The following is a 16,649-nucleotide window of genomic DNA, read 5'->3' on the forward strand; positions in this document are numbered from 1 at the left end:
CGAAAGGATCCAGTTGTCACCCGCGTCCGAGGGCGCCGCACAGGAGGGCTCCTCTACCGAGCCGGGTGACCAACCCGGCGTCCTCCTCCCCGCAGTAGTCCCATTCCGCACAGGCCGTCACGCAGCACCGTTCGGGTGGTGCTGACCATGTCCGTCGCGCTCACCGCGCTCAGCCTGATCGGATTCATCGCACTCACCGTCGGCACGGCCCTGTTCGTCGCCGCGGAATTCTCCCTCACCGCCCTGGAGCGCAGCACCGTCGAGGCGCACGCCCGCACCGGTGACGTCCGCGCCCGCATGGTCCGCAAGGCACATCGGACGCTGTCGTTCCAGCTGTCCGGCGCCCAGCTCGGCATCACCATCACCACGCTGATCACCGGTTACATCGCCGAGCCGGTACTGGCCCGGCTGCTGCATCCGGTGTTCGCCGGCGTCGGGCTGAGCGAAGCCGCCGCGGGCGGCGTCGCGCTCACGCTCGCGCTGATCCTGGCCACCTCGCTGTCGATGATCTACGGCGAGCTGGTGCCCAAGAACATCGCCATCGCCAAGCCGCTGGCCACCGCCCGCGTCACGGCCGGACCGATGGTCAGCTTCTCGGTGGTGTTCAAGTGGATGATCCATTTCCTCAACAGCACCGCCAACTGGGTGGTTCGCAGGCTCGGCGTCGAGCCCGCCGAGGAGTTGCGCTCGGCCCGTTCGCCGCAGGAACTCGGCTCCCTGGTGCGCACGTCCGCGCTGCGCGGCGCGCTCGACCAGCCCACCGCCCAGGTGATGGACCGCTCGCTGCAGTTCGGCGAGCGCAGCGCCGAGGAACTGATGACTCCGCGGGTGAAGATCGAGGCACTCGACAAGGACGACACCATCGCCGATCTGATCGACGCGGCGGGCCGCACCGGTTACTCCCGATTCCCGGTGATCGACGGCGATCTCGACAACACCCTCGGCTTCGTGCACGTCAAGCAGGCTTTCACCCGCCCAGTGCACGCGCGCCGGACGACCCCCCTCTACCGGCTCGCCCAGCCGGTGCCGATCGTGCCCGCCAGCTTGGACGGCGACGAGGTGCTCGAACGGGTCCGCGCCGACGGCATGCAGGTCGCCCTCGTCGTGGACGAGTACGGCGGGACCGCGGGCCTGGTCACCATGGAGGACATCATCGAGGAGATCCTCGGCGACGTCCGCGACGAGCACGACGAGGAGGAGCGCGACGTACGGCGCGTCTCCGACGGCTGGGACTGCTCGGGCCTGCTGCGTATCGACGAGGTCTCCCGGGCGACCGGGTACGACGCGCCGGAGGGCGAGTACGAGACGCTGGGCGGCCTCGTGCTGACCCGGCTCGGCCGCATCCCGGTGCCCGGCGACGAAGTCGTGCTGCCCAACCCTCGCTCGCAGCAGTGGACGGCGCCGGAGAACCACGGCTCCGGCGGTTGGATCGCCCGGGTGGAGCGCATGGACGGACGGCGCATCGACCGGGTCCGGTTGATCCCGGTGGACGCCGACGCCCTCGCGACCAAGGAGCACAGCCATGGGTGACCTCTTCGGCGTCCTGCTCACCGTCGTGCTGCTGGCAGGCAACGCCTTTTTCGTCGCCGCCGAGTTCGCGCTCATCTCCGCCCGCCGCGACCGGCTGGAAGCGCTGGCCGCGCAGGGCAAGCGCAACGCGAACACCGTCATTCGAGCGGGCGAGAACCTTTCGATGATGCTCGCCGCCGCGCAGCTGGGCATCACCATCTGCTCGATCCTGCTCGGCCGCGTCGGCGAGCCCGCCGTCGCGCACCTGCTGGAAGGCCCGTTCGACCTACTCGGCCTGCCGCAGCAACTGCTGCACCCGGTGGCGTTCGCGCTGGCGCTGACCATCGTGGTGATCCTGCACATCCTGTTCGGCGAGATGATCCCGAAGAACATCGCGCTGGCCGGGCCGGAGCGCAGCGCGCTGCTGCTGGTGCCGGTGCACCTGATGTGGCTACGGCTGGCCCGCCCGCTCATCGCGCTGTACAACCTGGCCGCCAACCTGTCGCTGCGCCTGCTGCGGGTCGAGCCGAAGGACGAGCTGGAGGCCACCGTGTCGACGGTGGAACTGGCCGAGATGATCGGCGAGTCCCGCTCGGAGGGGCTGCTCGACGAGGAGGAGCACCGCCGCCTCACGCAGGCGCTCGGCACCAGCGACCGGGTGGTCGCCGACGTGATGGTGCCGCGGGACGCGACCCGATCGATTCCGCTGCGCGGCAACGGGACCACACTCGGCGACATCGAATCCGCAGTCGCCGAGACGGGTTTCTCCCGCTTCCCGGTGCGGGCGAACGACGGCTCGCTGGTCGGCTACCTGCACGTCAAGGACGTGCTCGACAAGGTCGCCGACGAGAGCGCCGGTCCAGGGACGCCGATCCCGCGCACCGATATCCGCCCGCTGCCGACGGTGGGCATGGGCGCCACGCTCTACGAGGCGCTGGCGCGGCTGCGGCGCACCAACAGCCATCTCGGCCGCGTGGTCGACGACCGGGGCAACACCACCGGCATCGTCGCCTTGGAGGACTTGGTGGAGGAATTCGTCGGCACCGTCCGAGACGGAACGCATCGGGTGGGCGAATGACGATTCGGGCAGCGTGCCCGCGCGGGGTGCGATGACCATGCGGGTGTTGTCCGGTGCGCGGTGGCGGGAGTCCGCCGCAGCGCACCGGGCCCGGCTGGACGACCTGGTCGGGCCCTATCTCGAGCGGCGGGCGCAAGGTTCGTCGCACCCGGTGATCGACTTCTTGTTCACCTACTACGGGCACAAACCCGCCCAGTTGCGGCGCTGGCATCCGGGATACGGCATCGGGATGGCCGATGCCGCCGAATACCGCGATGCGCGCGGGTATCACCACGTGGTCACCGATTCCGGCGCTTCGGGCTTCTGCACCGCCGATCCCGCATACCTGGACAAACGCCGCGATACCGTCGCGTTCGTCGCGGAGTTGCTGCGTGCCACCGCGTCCCGGCCCGCTCATCTGTCCTGCTTCGGGCTGCACGAATGGGCGATGGTGTATCGCACCGACGACATCCGCCACCAGAGGGTGCCGCTGCGGCTGGGACGCGCGGGCACCGACGGCGTGCTCGACTCGATGTCGCTGCGCTGTACGCATTTCGACGCCTACCGCTTCTTCACCCCGGACGCCGTCGGCCGCAACGCCGAGCCGCTCACCCGAGCCGACCAGCTGCGTCGCGAACAGCCGGGCTGTCTGCACGCGAATATGGATCTGTACAAGTGGGGCTTCAAGCTGGTCCCGCTGATCTCGTCGGAGCTGCTCCTGGATTGTTTCGAGTTGGCTTGCGCCGCAAGGGAACTGGACATGCGCGCCAGCCCGTACGACCTGTCCGGCCTCGGCTACCAGCCGGTTCGCATCGAGACACCCTCGGGGCGGGCGGAGTACGTCCGCGCCCAGGCCGAGTTGGCGGAACGCGCAGCCGGACTACGACGCGTCTTCCTGGGTGCCTGCGACGAACTCCTGTCGGAGCACCCGGATTCGGCCACGCTCGGCACCGGACCGACCCAGTCGCGCTGACCACGCGGACCGGAAAACTTCGCGAATCGTCTGCGATTCGACGAAACTCACCCTCGGGCCTACGGAAATCATTACCATTCAGTCAGTTCAGCGGTGACTGTCCCAGTCACCCTGGGTAGCCAATCTCGACGACGAAGTTGGGGGGTCGCGACGATGCGCCCGTTGGCCAGACTGTGCCGTAACAAACCGCTGGCTCTGCTCACCATCGGCATGGTTACGGCCGTGCTGCTGCCCATGAGCGCTTCGGCCGATCCGCCATCGGACGTTCGTAACGCGGTCGAGGAGTTCCTCGACGTCGGGCGCACCTCGGTTCCCCGCGCCGACTGCGGACCCGGCGCCGCCCCCGAGAGCGGACTGCAAGGCGATGTCACCGCCGCCGACCGCGACAGCGGGCGCAGCACGCAGGGCTACCGGTGCAACATCTCCTACGTCGGCGGCTACGCGGGCCGCGGCGCGGGCATCACCTCCACCAGCTTCGAGCATTGCGCCTATCTGGGCTCGTTCTTTCCCGGCGACCTGATCAGCGAGGGCCGTGGCGTCCAGGTGCTCGACGTGTCCGATCCGGCGAATCCGCGTCCGACGGCGACTTTGACCGAGCCCGCGATGCTCGCGGGCACCTGGGAGAGCCTCAAGGTCAACACCGAGCGCAAGTTGCTGGTCGGCACCGGCGTGCCGGTCGGCGAGGGTGTGGGCTACCTGTCGGTCTACGACATCTCCGATTGCGCGCATCCGCGGCTGCTCAATCCCGGTCCGGGGACGAATCTGGCGATGCCGCTGCCGATCACCACGCACGAGGGCGGCTTCTCCCCCGACGGCAACACCTATTGGGCCTCGGGAGTCGCGCCCGGCTTCATCAGCGCGGTGGACCTGAGCGACCCCGCCGACCCGCATGTGGTGTGGCAGGGCTTGACGGGCATCGAAGCGCACGGATTCGGCATCAGCCCGGACGGCGATCGGATGTACATCTCCGCGCTCGGCGGATTCACCGTCCTCGACATCAGCGCGGTGCAGCGCCGCGACCCCAACCCGCAGGTGCACCATCTGGGCCGGGTGTTCTGGACGGACGGCTGGGCGACCCAGCACAGCATCCCGGTCTTCTACGACGGCAAGCCCTACCTCTACACCGTCGACGAAGGCGGTTCCGGCGGCGTCAAACTCATCGATATCTCCGACGAGACGGCGCCCAGGGTGGCCAACAAGATCAAGCTCGAGATCAACCTGCCGCAGCACATCGACAGCAATATCGGTTCGTCGATGGGTGGTTCCGCCTTCGCCTACGAATCGCACTACTGCGCCGCCGACCGGCAGGACAACCCGACCGCCTTGGCCTGCGGATGGATCTCCTCCGGCATCCGGGTGTTCGACATCCGCGACCCCTACGCCATCCGCGAGATCGCCTACTACAACCCGCCCGCCCGCACCGGGCAGAACATGCGCCTGTGGAACTCGCCGCACGCGCTCGCCTCGCTCATCGGCGTTCCGCTCATGAGCACCCCTCCGGCGGTGCGCGCCGTACTGGAGGGACAGTTCAACCCCTTGGATGCCACCACCCCGCGCACCGGCCGCCTCGCCTTCGGCGATGTGTCCACCGACTGGTGCTTCTCACCACCGGAATGGCGCGGATCACAGCTGTACGTCGCGTGCTCGGACAACGGGTTCATGGTGCTGCGACTGGACGACGACGTGTACTCGCCACCGGCGGACCAGCGGTCGATCGTCGGGTCGTAGCGATGCGGCGCTGGATGTCGACCGCCGCCCTGGTCTCGGCGGCCTTCGCGCTGCTCGTGCTCGGCGCCGCTCTGCGGCCGCTGGTGTTTCCGGAAAGTCGTTCCGCCGCACCGGCGCTCACCGATGTCGAGATCGGCTTCGTCCAGGACATGACCACCCATCACCAGCAAGCGCTGCTGATGGTGCAGCGGCTGGATCGCTCGGTCGATCCGGCGGTCGCCCGGCTGGCCGAACAACTCGATCGCACACAGCGCCTGGAGATCGGCACCATGCTCGGCTGGCTGCGCCTGGCGGACGCGCCGCCCAGCTCCGTACACCCGATGGCGTGGATGCACGGCGCGGACGCGTCGGCGCATGGCCATCAGGCGACGGCCGCGCAGACGGCACCCCTGATGCCCGGGATGGCGAGCACGGCGGAACTGGACAATCTGGCAGCGGCACATGGCCGGAACGCGGAGATATTGTTCCTTCAACTGATGTTTCGCCACCACCAAGGCGGTATCGCGATGGCCGAGGCCGCCGACAGTCTCCTGGGCTCCGGGCCGGTCAAAGAGATCGCGCGTTCCATGATCCATGGGCAAGGCCAAGAGGCGGGGGTGATGGGCATGCTGCTCACCCAGCGCGGAGCGACCCCACTGCCCTGATCACCCGGGCGGCTACGACGCCACGTGCAACCCGAAGCCGGTCGCTCCCCGCGCTTCGCGACCAGCCACGAGACGCAGAGTCCGGTCGTAGTCGCCGCCGCCCTGCGGGCGGTACCGGATCGGCTCCAGTTCGGCCAGCTCCGACATCCGCCGCCGCAGGTCGTACGCGACGTCGTCGAAGCGCGTGGCGTCGAGGCGGATCGTGTCGTGCACCACGAACGGCGGCAGCACGTCCATGCCGGTGTAGTAGAGGATGCCGTGGTGGATCGGGAACAGCAGATCCTCGACGGGGCCGTTGATCCCGCGATCGGAGTAGGACGGCTGCCTGCCCCCGACCGAGACCACCAGCATCGCGCGCCGCCCGGCCAGGACGCCCGCCCCATACCTGGGCAACGCCTTACCCCCGGCTCCATAGGCGAAATCGCAGGTGAGAACCCGGTCCACCCAGCCCTTCATGATCGCGGGCATGCCGAACCACCAGAGTGGGAAATGCAGGACGACGGCGTCGGCCCACAGCAGTTTCTCCTGCTCGGCGCGGATGTCGGGACTGAGCGTCCCGTCGCGGTAGGCCACACCCGAGGCCAGCATGAAGTTGGGCTCCTCGACCGCGCCGAAATCGTCGGTGTCGGCGGCGGCCTTCCACCCCATCGCGTAGAGGTCGGTGATCCGCACCTCGTGCCCGTCCGCCCGCAACTGGCGCACGGCAACGTCTTTCAGAGCGCCGGTGAGTGAGTCCGGCTTCGGGTGGGCGTACACGATCAGTACGTTCATTCCAGCGTTCGTCACATGTCGGCGCAACAGCGTGCGGAGCGTCGGATATTCCGTCGTCCCCTCGACCTGCGTCGACAGGTGGCCCGGCGACGGCCCGGCGACACCGCGACGGTATCGTCGGCTGAACCGGGTCATGATCGTCGGCCGGGAGAGGTTGGGCAACAGATGATTCGGACCGATGCGATCAAGGTGCCCGCGCACGTGCGCGGTTACCCGGGTGTGGCGTTCGGCGGGTATGTAGCGGGACTACTCGCCGCCGCGAGCGGCGCCACGCAGGTGCGCGTCGACTTCCGCCGCGGCGTGTCCGTGGACACTCCGCTGGTACTGGCGGCCGACGGCTCCGGCGGCGCGTCACTCACCGACCTCGACGGTGCGGTACTCGCCGAAGCGTCCCCATCGACGGTCACGGTCACGCCGCGGCCCGCGCCCAGCTGGGAACAGGCTCGAGCGGCGAGCGCGACCGCAGGCGCGCTGCGCAAGATGAGCCACTGCTACGGCTGCGGTGCGGCCTGCGCGCCCGGACGTGGATTGCGCTTGTCGCCTTGGGCCATGTCCACGCACGACATGGTCATCGCCGCCTGGACACCGGATCCCGCGCTCGCCGGACCCGATGGGTTCCTCTCCACCGAGAACGTCTGGTCCGCTCTGGATTGCCCCGGCGGCTGGGCCGCGATGGCGCTGCGCGACCTGCGCCCCGGAGCGGTCACCGCCGCTCTCACCGCCACGCAGCTCGAACCGGTCCGCGCCGGCGACCCCTACCTGTCCTACGGGTGGCCGATCTCATCGGACGGCCGCAAGCACACGGTCGGCGTGGCCTTGTCACGAAGCGACGGAACGCTGTGCGCCCTCGCCGAAGCGCTCTGGATCGAGCCCCGCCGACCGCTCCCGTTCGAATGGTGATCGGTCCCCCGAATCTGCCGACCGCGCTCAGTGAGTGTCGACGAAGCGGTACCACTGGCCGTCGAAAGCGGCGTATTCGATGCCGTTGGTGGCGGGTGGGCCGAGGTGCGGTGGGGTGGCCGGGTCGCGGAAGAAGGCGAAGCCCTCCGAATTCGAGTCACCCGTTTGGGTGTAGAACAGGCAGCCGCCGTCGCGGGGCGTGATGAAGGTGATCGTGTAGACGCCGAGGCGGCTGCGGTGGCCGGAGTGCGCGCAGTCGACGGCTTGATCTTCGAGGATCCCGCGGGAGAGGCGCCAGCCGGTGTCCTCCGGGACGTCGTAGAGGGCCGACGCCACGAGGGCCGCGATGAGCACGGGCGAGGCGAGACTGTGGAACACGGCACGGTAGCGCAGCAGCCCGAGCAGTCCGAACAGGACGGCGATCCCACCGAGCACACCGAGCACCGCCCAGAGCACGACGAGGGTCGGGAACGTGCCCTCCGCGGCGAGTTGCCAGAACAGCGCCGCGCAGCAGAGCGCGACCAGGGCGGTCAGGAGCCCCATCCACAGAACGAACCAACGAGGAATACGCGACCGTGTGCGCACGGACCCTGCGGAGTTCACGTGTTCAAGATACGAGGGGCAGGAGCTTCGCGCGCGGGATCGGCGGCGAAATCCCCCGGGGCACTGGCGATCACAGCGACGCGGGAAGCGGGCGGAAAGCCCGCGCGGTCCAATTCCGGAGACCGCGCCCGAGTTCGCATGGTCCAGATGTCCGGCGAATTCCGGCACCGATGACTACGCACTTCACCAGGCAGCGAGATCCATCAGTGTGAAAACAAACAATTCGGAACGTTTCCCGATTCCGGCCGGAATAGAAAATCCCCCGGCCAGCACACCTGACCAGGGGATTTCACTACTCGCAGCAGATCGTGGACCGCACGTTCACAGCGGAGGGAAGCCCGCCGATCCGGTGGCCATCCAATTCCAGAACATCGCCGCGCGATTAACGACCAATGCCACGATGTCGAGCACAACGCTTCCCATGAATCTTCCTCACAAATCGACGATCTCGTGCGGCCCCCAGAGTAACGGACCGATATACAGGAGTCGAAACTCCTGGTCGCCCGAGAAAGCGCGAATCCCCCGGCCGACGGGACCGGGGGATTCGCGACACGCGGAGACTAGACGCAGGCCAGCGCCTTCGCCTCACGGCGACGGCGGTGCAGGATCGGCTCGGTGTACCCGTTGGGCTGCTTGGTGCCCTCCAGGATCAGTTCCTTGGCCGCCTGGAACGCGATGCTGCCCGCGAAGTCCGGCGCCATCGGCCGGTAGTTCCGGTCGCCCGCGTTCTGCCGGTCGACGACGGGGGCCATCCGCTCCAGGCTGGCCACCACCTCATCGGCGCTGACGATGCCGTGGCGCAGCCAGTTGGCCATCAGCTGGCTGGAGATGCGCAGCGTCGCACGGTCTTCCATGAGCGCGACGTCCTTGATGTCGGGCACCTTGGAGCAGCCGACGCCCTGGTCGATCCAACGCACCACGTAGCCGAGGATGGACTGCGAGTTGTTGTCCAGCTCCTGGCGCTTCTCCTCGTCGGTCCAGTTCGGCGCGGCGGCCAGCGGGATCTCCAGGATCTCGTCGACGGTGGCGCGGCGACCGCCCTTGGCGATCTCCTGCTGCCGCTTGAACACGTCGACCAGGTGGTAGTGCGTCGCGTGCAAGGTCGCGGCGGTGGGCGAGGGCACCCACGCGGTGTTCGCGCCCGCGCGCGGGTGACCGATCTTCTGGGTGAGCATGTCGGCCATCAGGTCCGGCATGGCCCACATGCCCTTGCCGATCTGCGCCTTGCCGGGCAGGCCGGCGGCGAGACCGGTGTCGACGTTCCAGTCCTCGTAGGACAGGATCCACTGCTGGGACTTCATGTCCGCCTTGCGGACCATCGGCCCGGCCTCCATGGAGGTGTGGATCTCGTCGCCGGTGCGGTCCAGGAAGCCGGTGTTGATGAACACCACACGTTCGGCGGCGGCCTGGATGCAGGCCGCGAGGTTCACCGTGGTGCGGCGCTCCTCGTCCATGATGCCGACCTTGAGCGTGTTGCGGCTCAGCCCGAGCACGTCCTCGATCCGGCCGAACAGCTCGTCGGTGAACGCGACCTCGTCCGGGCCGTGCATCTTCGGCTTCACGATGTAGACCGAGCCGGTGCGGCTGTTCTTCAGCTGCACGTCGTCGGCCAGGCTGTGCTTGGCGATCAGCGAGGTGATCAGCCCGTCCATGATGCCCTCGGGCACCTCGTTGCCCTCGGCGTCCAGGATGGCGTCGGAGGTCATCAGGTGACCGACGTTGCGCACGAACAGCAGCGAACGGCCGTGCAGCGTGAGTTCGCCGCCGTCCAGCGCCGTGTACACGCGGTCGGGGTTCATGGTGCGGGTGAAGGCCTTCTCGCCCTTGGTGACCTTCTCCGCGAGGTCGCCCTTCATCAGGCCGAGCCAGTTGTGGTAGCAGAGCACCTTGTCCTCGGCGTCCACGGCGGCGACCGAGTCCTCGAAGTCCATGATCGTGGTGACCGCGGACTCCAGCACGACGTCCTTGACGCCCGCGGTGTCGGTGCTGCCGATCGGGGACTGCGGGTCGATCTGGATCTCGATGTGCAGACCGTTGTGCTTCAGCAGCACCGAACTCGGCGCCTCCGGATCACCGAGGTAGCCGACCAGCTGGGAGGCGTCGGCCAGACCGATGCTGGTGCCGTCCTCGAGGCCGACCTCGAGCTCGCCGTCGACGATCTTGTAGGACGTCGAGCCGATGTGCGAACCGGTGATCAGGGTGACCGAGTCGTCGAGGAAGTTGCGCGCCCACTCGATGACCTTGTCGCCGCGCACCTTGTTGTAGCCGGTGCCCTTCTCCGCGCCGCCCGCCTCGGAGATGGCGTCGGTGCCGTAGAGCGCGTCGTAGAGCGAGCCCCAACGCGCGTTGGCGGCGTTGATCGCGAAACGGGCGTTCATCACCGGCACCACGAGCTGCGGGCCCGCGGTCGCGGCGATCTCCTCGTCGACGTTCTGGGTGGTGATCTGGAACTCGGCGGGCGCGGGCCGCAGGTAGCCGATGTCGGTCAGGAAGTTCTTGTAGGCGGTCTTGTCGTAGTTCGCGCCGGGGTGCTCCGCGTGCCAGGCGTCGACCTTGCCCTGGATCTCGTCGCGTTCGGCCAGCAGAGCGCGGTTGCGCGGAGCGAGATCATTGATGACCTGCTCGGCGCCGGCCCAGAACGCGGCGGAATCCACGCCGGAACCGGGGAGCGCCTCGTTCTCGACGAACTCGTGGAGAACGCGTGCCACCTGGAGCCCGCCGACCTGAATCCGCTCTGTCATCTACTGCCTCACTTCCGAGAAAACCGAGTGGGAAAACAGTGTCATGTTACCCGTGGGTAGCGGTGTAACCGCGCGCCGGGTCGCCCATGCCTGTGCCCGAATCCGTCGCCACGCCGAGGTGAGCTGTTCGTTGCGCCCGGCGGGTCGTGAGCCGTCGGCGGTCGGCCGGACAGCCCCTTGATCGTAACGCGCGCCGGATTTAATGTACTGATCGGAACATTTTCGGAGATGCAGGAGTCAAGGTGCCACTCACCGACAAGGTCGTTGTCGTCACCGGTGGAAGCCGGGGGCTGGGCAAACAGATGGTGCTCGCGTTCGCCGAAGCGGGCGCGGACGTGGTGATCGCAAGCCGCAAGCTGGACGGCTGCGCCGCGCTGGCGGATGAGGTGACCGAGCGGTTCGGCCGCCGCGCCCTGCCGGTGGCCTGCAACGTCAGCGACTGGTCGCAGTGCGACACCCTGGTGCATGCCGTCTACGACACGTTCGGCCGGGTGGACGTGCTGGTCAACAACGCGGGCCTCTCGCCGCTGTACCCCAGCCTGGACCAGGTCACCGAGGCGCTGTTCGACAAGGTCATCGGCGTGAACCTCAAAGGACCGTTCCGGTTGTCCGCTCTGATCGGCAGCCGGATGGCGGCCGACGGCGGCGGCTCGATCATCAACGTCTCCTCGATCGAGGCGATCCGGCCGGAACCCTTCGCGGTCCCCTATTCGGCGGCCAAGGCCGGTCTCAACGCCCTGACCGGAGGGCTGGCCCAGACGTTCGCGCCGAACGTGCGGGTCAACACCATCCAGTGCGGGCCTTTCGAAACCGACATCGCCACGGCGTGGCCGGACGAGTTGCGCGCGGAACTCACCGAACACAATGCCCTGCGCCGGGTCGGCAGGCCGGAGGAGATCGTCGGTGCGGCGCTGTTCTTCGCCACCGAGGCCTCGGCGTTCTGCACCGGCGCCACCCTCCCGATCGACGGAGGATGGCGATGAAGGCGCTGGCTTATGACGGACCGCGACAGATCTCCTACGGCGACCGGCCCGATCCCGTGCTGCCCGGCCCCGACGGCGCGATCGTCCGGGTCACCGCGGCGGGCATCTGCGGCAGCGATCTGCACATCTACGCCGGACACGGATTCGTTCCGGGCGCCGGTTACGGCGTCGGGCACGAAGCGGTCGGCGAGATCGTGGAAGTGGGGCCGTACACCCGAGGATTCTCCGTCGGCGACCGCGTGCTGGTCGCCGCCTCTGCCGGTTGCGACAGCTGCGCGCAGTGCCGAGCCGGGATCGTCACCGCGTGCGCTCGCCACCCGTTGCCGGTGGATGCCTGCTACGGGCTCGGCGGCGCACTGGCCGGATGCCAGGCCGAGTTGCTCGCCGTCCCGCACGCCGCGGGCAATCTGGCGAAGTTGCCCGACGAGGTGAGCGACACCGCCGCCGTCGTGCTCACCGACAACGCGCCCACCGCGTGGTACGGAGCCCGGCGCGCCCGGATCGCGCCGGGCGACACCGTGGTGGTGATCGGGCTCGGCCCGGTCGGTCTCATGGCGGTCCAGTCCGCGTTCGCGATGGGCGCGGCGCGGGTACTCGGCGTCGACCTGCTGGCCGAACGCCGCAAGCGCGCCGCCGACCTCGGCGCTGAGCCGGTCGAATCGGACGATCCGAAGCAGGCGATCCGCGAAACGCTGCGCGGCGGAGCGGATGTCGCGATCGAGGCGGTCGGGGCCGACGAAACCATCAAGCTGGCGATCAGCGCCGTCGGGCACGGCGGCCGGGTCAGTGTGATCGGCGTGAGCCACAACCGCGCCTACCCGTTCCACATGATGGCGGCGCAGGTGAAGGACCTCGAATTCCACATCGGGCTGTGTTCGATCCAGTACGAACTGCCCGCGCTGCTGAAGCTCACCGCGGGCGGCAGGCTGCGGCCCGAGGCGGTGGTCACCCACCACCTTCCGATGTCCGACGGGCCCGCCGCCTACCGGATGTTCGCCGAGCGGGCCGACGGGGTGGGCAAGATCGTGCTGGACCCGTCGAAATGACCGCACCGTCCCGTAGGCGGGGCCGTCCACCCGCGGCCGAATCGACCGCGAGCGACACCAGGGCGCGGATCGTGCGGGCCGCGATCGACCTGTTCGCCGAACGGGGCTTCCACGGCACCGGTGTGGCCGAGGTCGGCGAGCGCGCCGACGTGCAGCGCGGCGCGCTGTACTACCACATCGGTTCCAAAGAAGAGCTGCTCTGGCAGATCCTGCGCGACTACACGCAGCTCATGTTGACCGAGGCCGAACAGATCGCCGACGGGCCCGGCGATCCGGTCGCCAAGCTGCGCAAGCTGATCGACAGTCACGTGCGGCTGATCGTGCGGCATCAGCGCGAGGTGGCCATCCAGCTACGCGACGTCGGCGCGCTCACCGGCGAGCGCGCCGCGCAACTGCAAGACCTGCGCGACCGGGTGCAGCAGTGCTGGCAACGCGTCATCGACGCCGGTCACGCCGAGGGGCTGTTGCGCACCGACGACCACGTGGTCACCAACAGCGTGCTCGGCATGTTGAACACGGTGTCGTTCTGGTACCGCCCGCACGGCGGCCGCTCTCCCGGCGAGATAGCCGACATCCTCGCGACCACTTTGCTCGACGGCGTGGTGACCGGCACCGCGCGGGACACGAAAGGCTGACCGGGGCTTGGGATTTCGAGGCCGACCCGGAGCACCGGCGGAAGCTGGACTCGGCCGCGGAGTTCGTCCGCACCGAAGAAGAACTACGCCCCGGGCGACCCGGTGTATCCGAGCGGGTACCGGCCGCGCTGCGCGAGAAGGCCCGCGAACTGGTGGCCCAGCGCCTCGAGCGCATCGGCGGGAATCTCTGAGCAGCCCGCCGGAGTTCAGGATGCGCGCTGAGTGGTGGCGTCCGGGTGCGACGTGTCCGCGTACCCGGCGACGGGGCTGAGCCGCAGCACCGAGGGCATCCGGCGGGTGAGCGCGGGCGTGCCGGTGAACGCCACCCGGCCCGTCCGCAGCGCGTGCGCCAGCGGCAGCCGCCCCAGCCACACCTGGTACAGCGAGGCGACATCGGAGCTGATCGCGACGTCAACGGGATAGCCGGGATCGGATTCGCACACCGAGGGCACCCCCGCCTCGATCACGATCCAGAATCGGCGCAGGTCGTCGGTGAAACGCACGTGCAGCACGTGGCGACGGCCCGGGAACGACGAGGTGTCGACCCTGGTGTGCATCCACCACACCAGCAGAGCGGGGTCACGCTCGTCCTCGCGCGGCGTGCCGAAGGTCCAGCGCGCACCCCATTCGCCGAGGCCGAACAGGATGGGCTCCAGTTCCCGCCCGGCGTCGGTGAGCAGGTACTCGCCGACCAGTTTCTCCACGAGCCCGGCGCGCTCGAACTGCCGCAGGCGTTTGGCCAGCAGGCTGCGCGACAGGCCGGGCAGGCCGCGCGCGAGGTCGTTGAACCGGGTGGTGCCCAGCAGCAGGTCGCGCAGGATCAGCAGTGACCAGCGCTCGCCCACCACGTCGAGTGCCCGGGAGATCGGGCAGTACTGGCCGTAACTCGGCGTCGAAATCGTCATGGCACCTCGCGAACGCGGTCTCGGTTCTGGACCGGGGCGGTCCACTTTCTGCACTATCCGGTTATCGCGGCCGTTCCTAACTTCGAAACATGACCACTACAGCTCCTGCCCCCACCGACACCACAACCGACTGGATCGCCAGCGCACGCCGCGTCGGCGAGGCTCTTCATCCCGAGGTCGCCGCCCGCGACCACTCCGGCGAGATCTCTCTCGCCGCGTTCGATCTCCTGCGCGAGAGCGGACTGTCCGCGGCGCTCGTCCCCGCCGAGTTCGGCGGCGGCGGGGTCACCCACCGCGAGATGGGCGCGATCCTGCGCGAGCTGGGCCGCCACGACCCCTCCACCGCGGTCGCCTTCGCGATGCACACCCACCTGGTCGCCGCCCAGGTGTGGCGGCACAACCACGGCATCGATGCCGCACCACTGTTCGCCAAGGTGGTCGCGGGTGCGATCCTGGTCAGCACCGGAGCATCGGACTGGGTCGGCTCCAACGGCCGCGCCGAGCGGGTCGACGGCGGCTACCGGGTGCACGCGCGCAAAGCGCCTGCCAGCGGATGCGAGGCGGGCACCGTCCTGGTGACCAGCGTGCGCTGGGATGACGCACCCGACGGCCCGCAGGTGCTGCACTGCGCCATCCCGTTCACCGCCGACGGCGTACGGATCGAGAAGACTTGGGACACTTTGGGTTTACGGGCGAGCGGTTCGCACACCGTGGTGCTCGAGGATGTGTTCGTGCCCGACGCGGCCGTATCGCTGACCCGCCCGGCATCGGTGTGGCCGCCGTTGCTGAACGTCGTGATCGGCGCGGCGATGCCGCTGGTCATGGCGGCCTACCTCGGTATCGCCGACGGCGCGGTCGATATCGCGACCACGCTCGCCGCCGGGCGGGCCGACGCGCCGACCGTCCAATCGGCCGGCGAGATGGCCACCGCGCACACCACCGCGGGCGACCTCGTCGACGCCATGTTCACCGGATCGGAGAACCTGCACTTCGCCAACACCGATCAGTACGCGAGCCGGACGCTCAGCCGTAAGACCGCCGCGGCGGACGCACTCGTGCACACCGTGCGCCTCGCCATCGAAACCGTTGGCGGACTCGGCTATTCGCGCGACTGCGAGCTGGAGATGCGCTACCGCGACGTGCACGGCTGCCTGTTCCACCCGCTGCCGCGGGCCAAGCAGACCCACTTCACGGGCCACGTCCTGCTCGGACACTCCCCGATCGGATGACGTTCTTCCGTCGACGCCCCCCCCGCTCGCCCCCATAATCGGATGGGGGCGAGTTTCCCTGACACTCCGAGGAGAATCCATGGCGTCCGCACGGGGCATCGCTCGATCGCCGATCACCTGGGCCGTCGTGGCGTTGCTGATCGTGGGTCTGGGCGCGGGACTGGCCGTTTTCCAGCCATGGCGGCTGTTCACCGACACCACTGTGCAGGAGGCCGCGCCGTCGGCATCCCCGGCGCCCGGTCCGGGCGGGACCGAAGCCCAGCCGCGCACCATCGCCCGGGGCAGGTTCATCTCGCACGAGCACGCCACCGCGGGCACCGTCGCGGTCCTGCGACTGGCCGACGGCAGCAGAGTGCTGAGACTGGAAGACCTCGACACCTCCGACGGCCCCGACCTGCACGTCTGGCTCACCGACGCGCCGGTGCGCGAAGGCCGCGACGGGTGGTTCGTCTTCGACGACGGCAGTCACACCGACCTGGGCAGGCTCAAAGGCAACCAGGGCAACCAGAACTACCCCATCCCCGCCGACGCCGACCTGGCCCGGTTGACCAGCGTCGCGATCTGGTGCGACCGGTTCAACGTCTCCTTCGGCGCCGCCGAACTGCGACCGGCCTGACCGCCGGGATCACCCTCCGTAGCACCCCCGAAAAATGACCCGACAACGGCGGGTGCGCTGTGCCACCATGTGTTTCGACACCGGCCACCACCTCGAGGTGGCCGCCGAGCAGTGGAGAGGAGGGGCGGCAGTGATTCCGGAGACGACGAAGCGAATGAATACCCTCGCGGCGCGATCGTCGGCCGCGGGCGACGCGATCGGCAGGCCGTTGCGCGCACGGCGCGGCGAACCGGTCGACAGCCGCCTCCAGATCCTCGGCTGATCGCCGCATCGCTCTCCTCCTTCGCTCGCATTCGCACGAAACATGGT

16 protein-coding genes are annotated in these 16,649 nt (G+C 68.8%); 12 read left to right on the forward strand and 4 right to left on the reverse strand.

The features are described 5' to 3' along the window. Window positions 1-147: 147 nt before the first annotated feature. The 5 genes from ABZ824_RS34925 (at window position 148) to ABZ824_RS34945 (ending at window position 5,911) form a co-directional block, all read left to right on the forward strand. On the forward strand, window positions 148-1,530 hold the full coding sequence (locus ABZ824_RS34925; protein WP_356968648.1) for a hemolysin family protein: 1,383 nt from the start codon (window positions 148-150) through the stop codon (window positions 1,528-1,530). Further along, complete coding sequence (locus ABZ824_RS34930) at window positions 1,523-2,587, forward strand: hemolysin family protein (RefSeq protein ID WP_356968574.1); 1,065 nt, start codon at window positions 1,523-1,525, stop codon at window positions 2,585-2,587. Before ABZ824_RS34925 ends, ABZ824_RS34930 begins: the two co-directional genes overlap by 8 nt. 37 nt (window positions 2,588-2,624) lie before the next feature. Beyond that, window positions 2,625-3,539 (forward strand): 3-methyladenine DNA glycosylase, encoded by a 915-nt coding sequence (locus ABZ824_RS34935; protein ID WP_356968650.1) that lies wholly within the window; start codon window positions 2,625-2,627, stop codon window positions 3,537-3,539. A gap of 153 nt (window positions 3,540-3,692) precedes the next feature. Then, the gene (locus ABZ824_RS34940) at window positions 3,693-5,267 is read left to right on the forward strand and encodes a hypothetical protein (RefSeq protein ID WP_356968576.1); all 1,575 of its coding nucleotides are present in this window, start codon (window positions 3,693-3,695) and stop codon (window positions 5,265-5,267) included. Between the two features lie 14 nt (window positions 5,268-5,281). Next, on the forward strand, window positions 5,282-5,911 hold the full coding sequence (locus tag ABZ824_RS34945; protein ID WP_356968578.1) for a DUF305 domain-containing protein: 630 nt from the start codon (window positions 5,282-5,284) through the stop codon (window positions 5,909-5,911). A gap of 12 nt (window positions 5,912-5,923) precedes the next feature. Here ABZ824_RS34945 and ABZ824_RS34950 read toward each other — a convergent pair whose 3' ends face one another. Beyond that, on the reverse strand, window positions 5,924-6,682 hold the full coding sequence (locus ABZ824_RS34950) for an NAD(P)H-dependent oxidoreductase (RefSeq protein ID WP_356968580.1): 759 nt from the start codon (window positions 6,680-6,682) through the stop codon (window positions 5,924-5,926). Window positions 6,683-6,847: 165 nt separating this feature from the next. Between ABZ824_RS34950 and ABZ824_RS34955 the strand changes: the two genes are divergently transcribed. Then, the gene (locus ABZ824_RS34955; protein ID WP_356968582.1) at window positions 6,848-7,582 is read left to right on the forward strand and encodes a hypothetical protein; all 735 of its coding nucleotides are present in this window, start codon (window positions 6,848-6,850) and stop codon (window positions 7,580-7,582) included. 27 nt (window positions 7,583-7,609) lie between these two features. On the opposite strand, the gene ABZ824_RS34960 is transcribed toward ABZ824_RS34955, so the two are convergent. Further along, window positions 7,610-8,125, reverse strand: a complete 516-nt coding sequence (locus tag ABZ824_RS34960; RefSeq protein WP_355078484.1) for a hypothetical protein — start codon at window positions 8,123-8,125, stop codon at window positions 7,610-7,612. Window positions 8,126-8,745: 620 nt separating this feature from the next. Continuing rightward, on the reverse strand, window positions 8,746-10,926 hold the full coding sequence (locus tag ABZ824_RS34965) for a malate synthase G (RefSeq protein ID WP_356968584.1): 2,181 nt from the start codon (window positions 10,924-10,926) through the stop codon (window positions 8,746-8,748). 242 nt (window positions 10,927-11,168) lie between these two features. Between ABZ824_RS34965 and ABZ824_RS34970 the strand changes: the two genes are divergently transcribed. Genes ABZ824_RS34970 through ABZ824_RS34980 form a run of 3 tightly spaced genes read left to right on the forward strand, consistent with a single transcriptional unit; the run spans window position 11,169 to window position 13,590 of the window. Next, a complete protein-coding gene (locus ABZ824_RS34970) occupies window positions 11,169-11,909 on the forward strand; it encodes an SDR family oxidoreductase (protein ID WP_356968586.1) in 741 nt (246 codons plus the stop codon). After that, a complete protein-coding gene (locus tag ABZ824_RS34975; protein ID WP_356968587.1) occupies window positions 11,906-12,955 on the forward strand; it encodes an alcohol dehydrogenase catalytic domain-containing protein in 1,050 nt (349 codons plus the stop codon). The genes ABZ824_RS34970 and ABZ824_RS34975 overlap by 4 nt, the downstream gene beginning before the upstream one ends. Next, window positions 12,952-13,590, forward strand: coding sequence for a TetR/AcrR family transcriptional regulator (locus tag ABZ824_RS34980; RefSeq protein ID WP_355078488.1), 639 nt, complete (start codon window positions 12,952-12,954; stop codon window positions 13,588-13,590). Before ABZ824_RS34975 ends, ABZ824_RS34980 begins: the two co-directional genes overlap by 4 nt. A gap of 206 nt (window positions 13,591-13,796) precedes the next feature. Here the strand turns inward: ABZ824_RS34980 and ABZ824_RS34985 are convergent, their stop codons facing one another. Then, window positions 13,797-14,495: a helix-turn-helix domain-containing protein gene (locus ABZ824_RS34985; RefSeq protein ID WP_356968589.1), complete on the reverse strand. Its 699-nt coding sequence runs from the start codon at window positions 14,493-14,495 to the stop codon at window positions 13,797-13,799. A gap of 89 nt (window positions 14,496-14,584) precedes the next feature. Here ABZ824_RS34985 and ABZ824_RS34990 point away from each other — a divergent pair, with 89 nt between their 5' ends. The 3 genes from ABZ824_RS34990 to ABZ824_RS35000 all read left to right on the forward strand — a co-directional run bounded on the left by ABZ824_RS34990 (window position 14,585) and on the right by ABZ824_RS35000 (window position 16,602). After that, window positions 14,585-15,724, forward strand: a complete 1,140-nt coding sequence (locus ABZ824_RS34990; protein ID WP_356968591.1) for an acyl-CoA dehydrogenase family protein — start codon at window positions 14,585-14,587, stop codon at window positions 15,722-15,724. A 79-nt stretch (window positions 15,725-15,803) separates the two neighbouring features. After that, window positions 15,804-16,340 (forward strand): DM13 domain-containing protein, encoded by a 537-nt coding sequence (locus ABZ824_RS34995; protein WP_355078492.1) that lies wholly within the window; start codon window positions 15,804-15,806, stop codon window positions 16,338-16,340. 34 nt (window positions 16,341-16,374) lie between these two features. Beyond that, window positions 16,375-16,602, forward strand: coding sequence for a hypothetical protein (locus ABZ824_RS35000; RefSeq protein WP_355078493.1), 228 nt, complete (start codon window positions 16,375-16,377; stop codon window positions 16,600-16,602). Window positions 16,603-16,649: the final 47 nt, after the last annotated feature.

The sequence above is a fragment of the Nocardia sp. NPDC047038 genome (genome assembly GCF_040644075.1).
GTDB classification, from domain to species: domain Bacteria; phylum Actinomycetota; class Actinomycetes; order Mycobacteriales; family Mycobacteriaceae; genus Nocardia; species Nocardia sichangensis.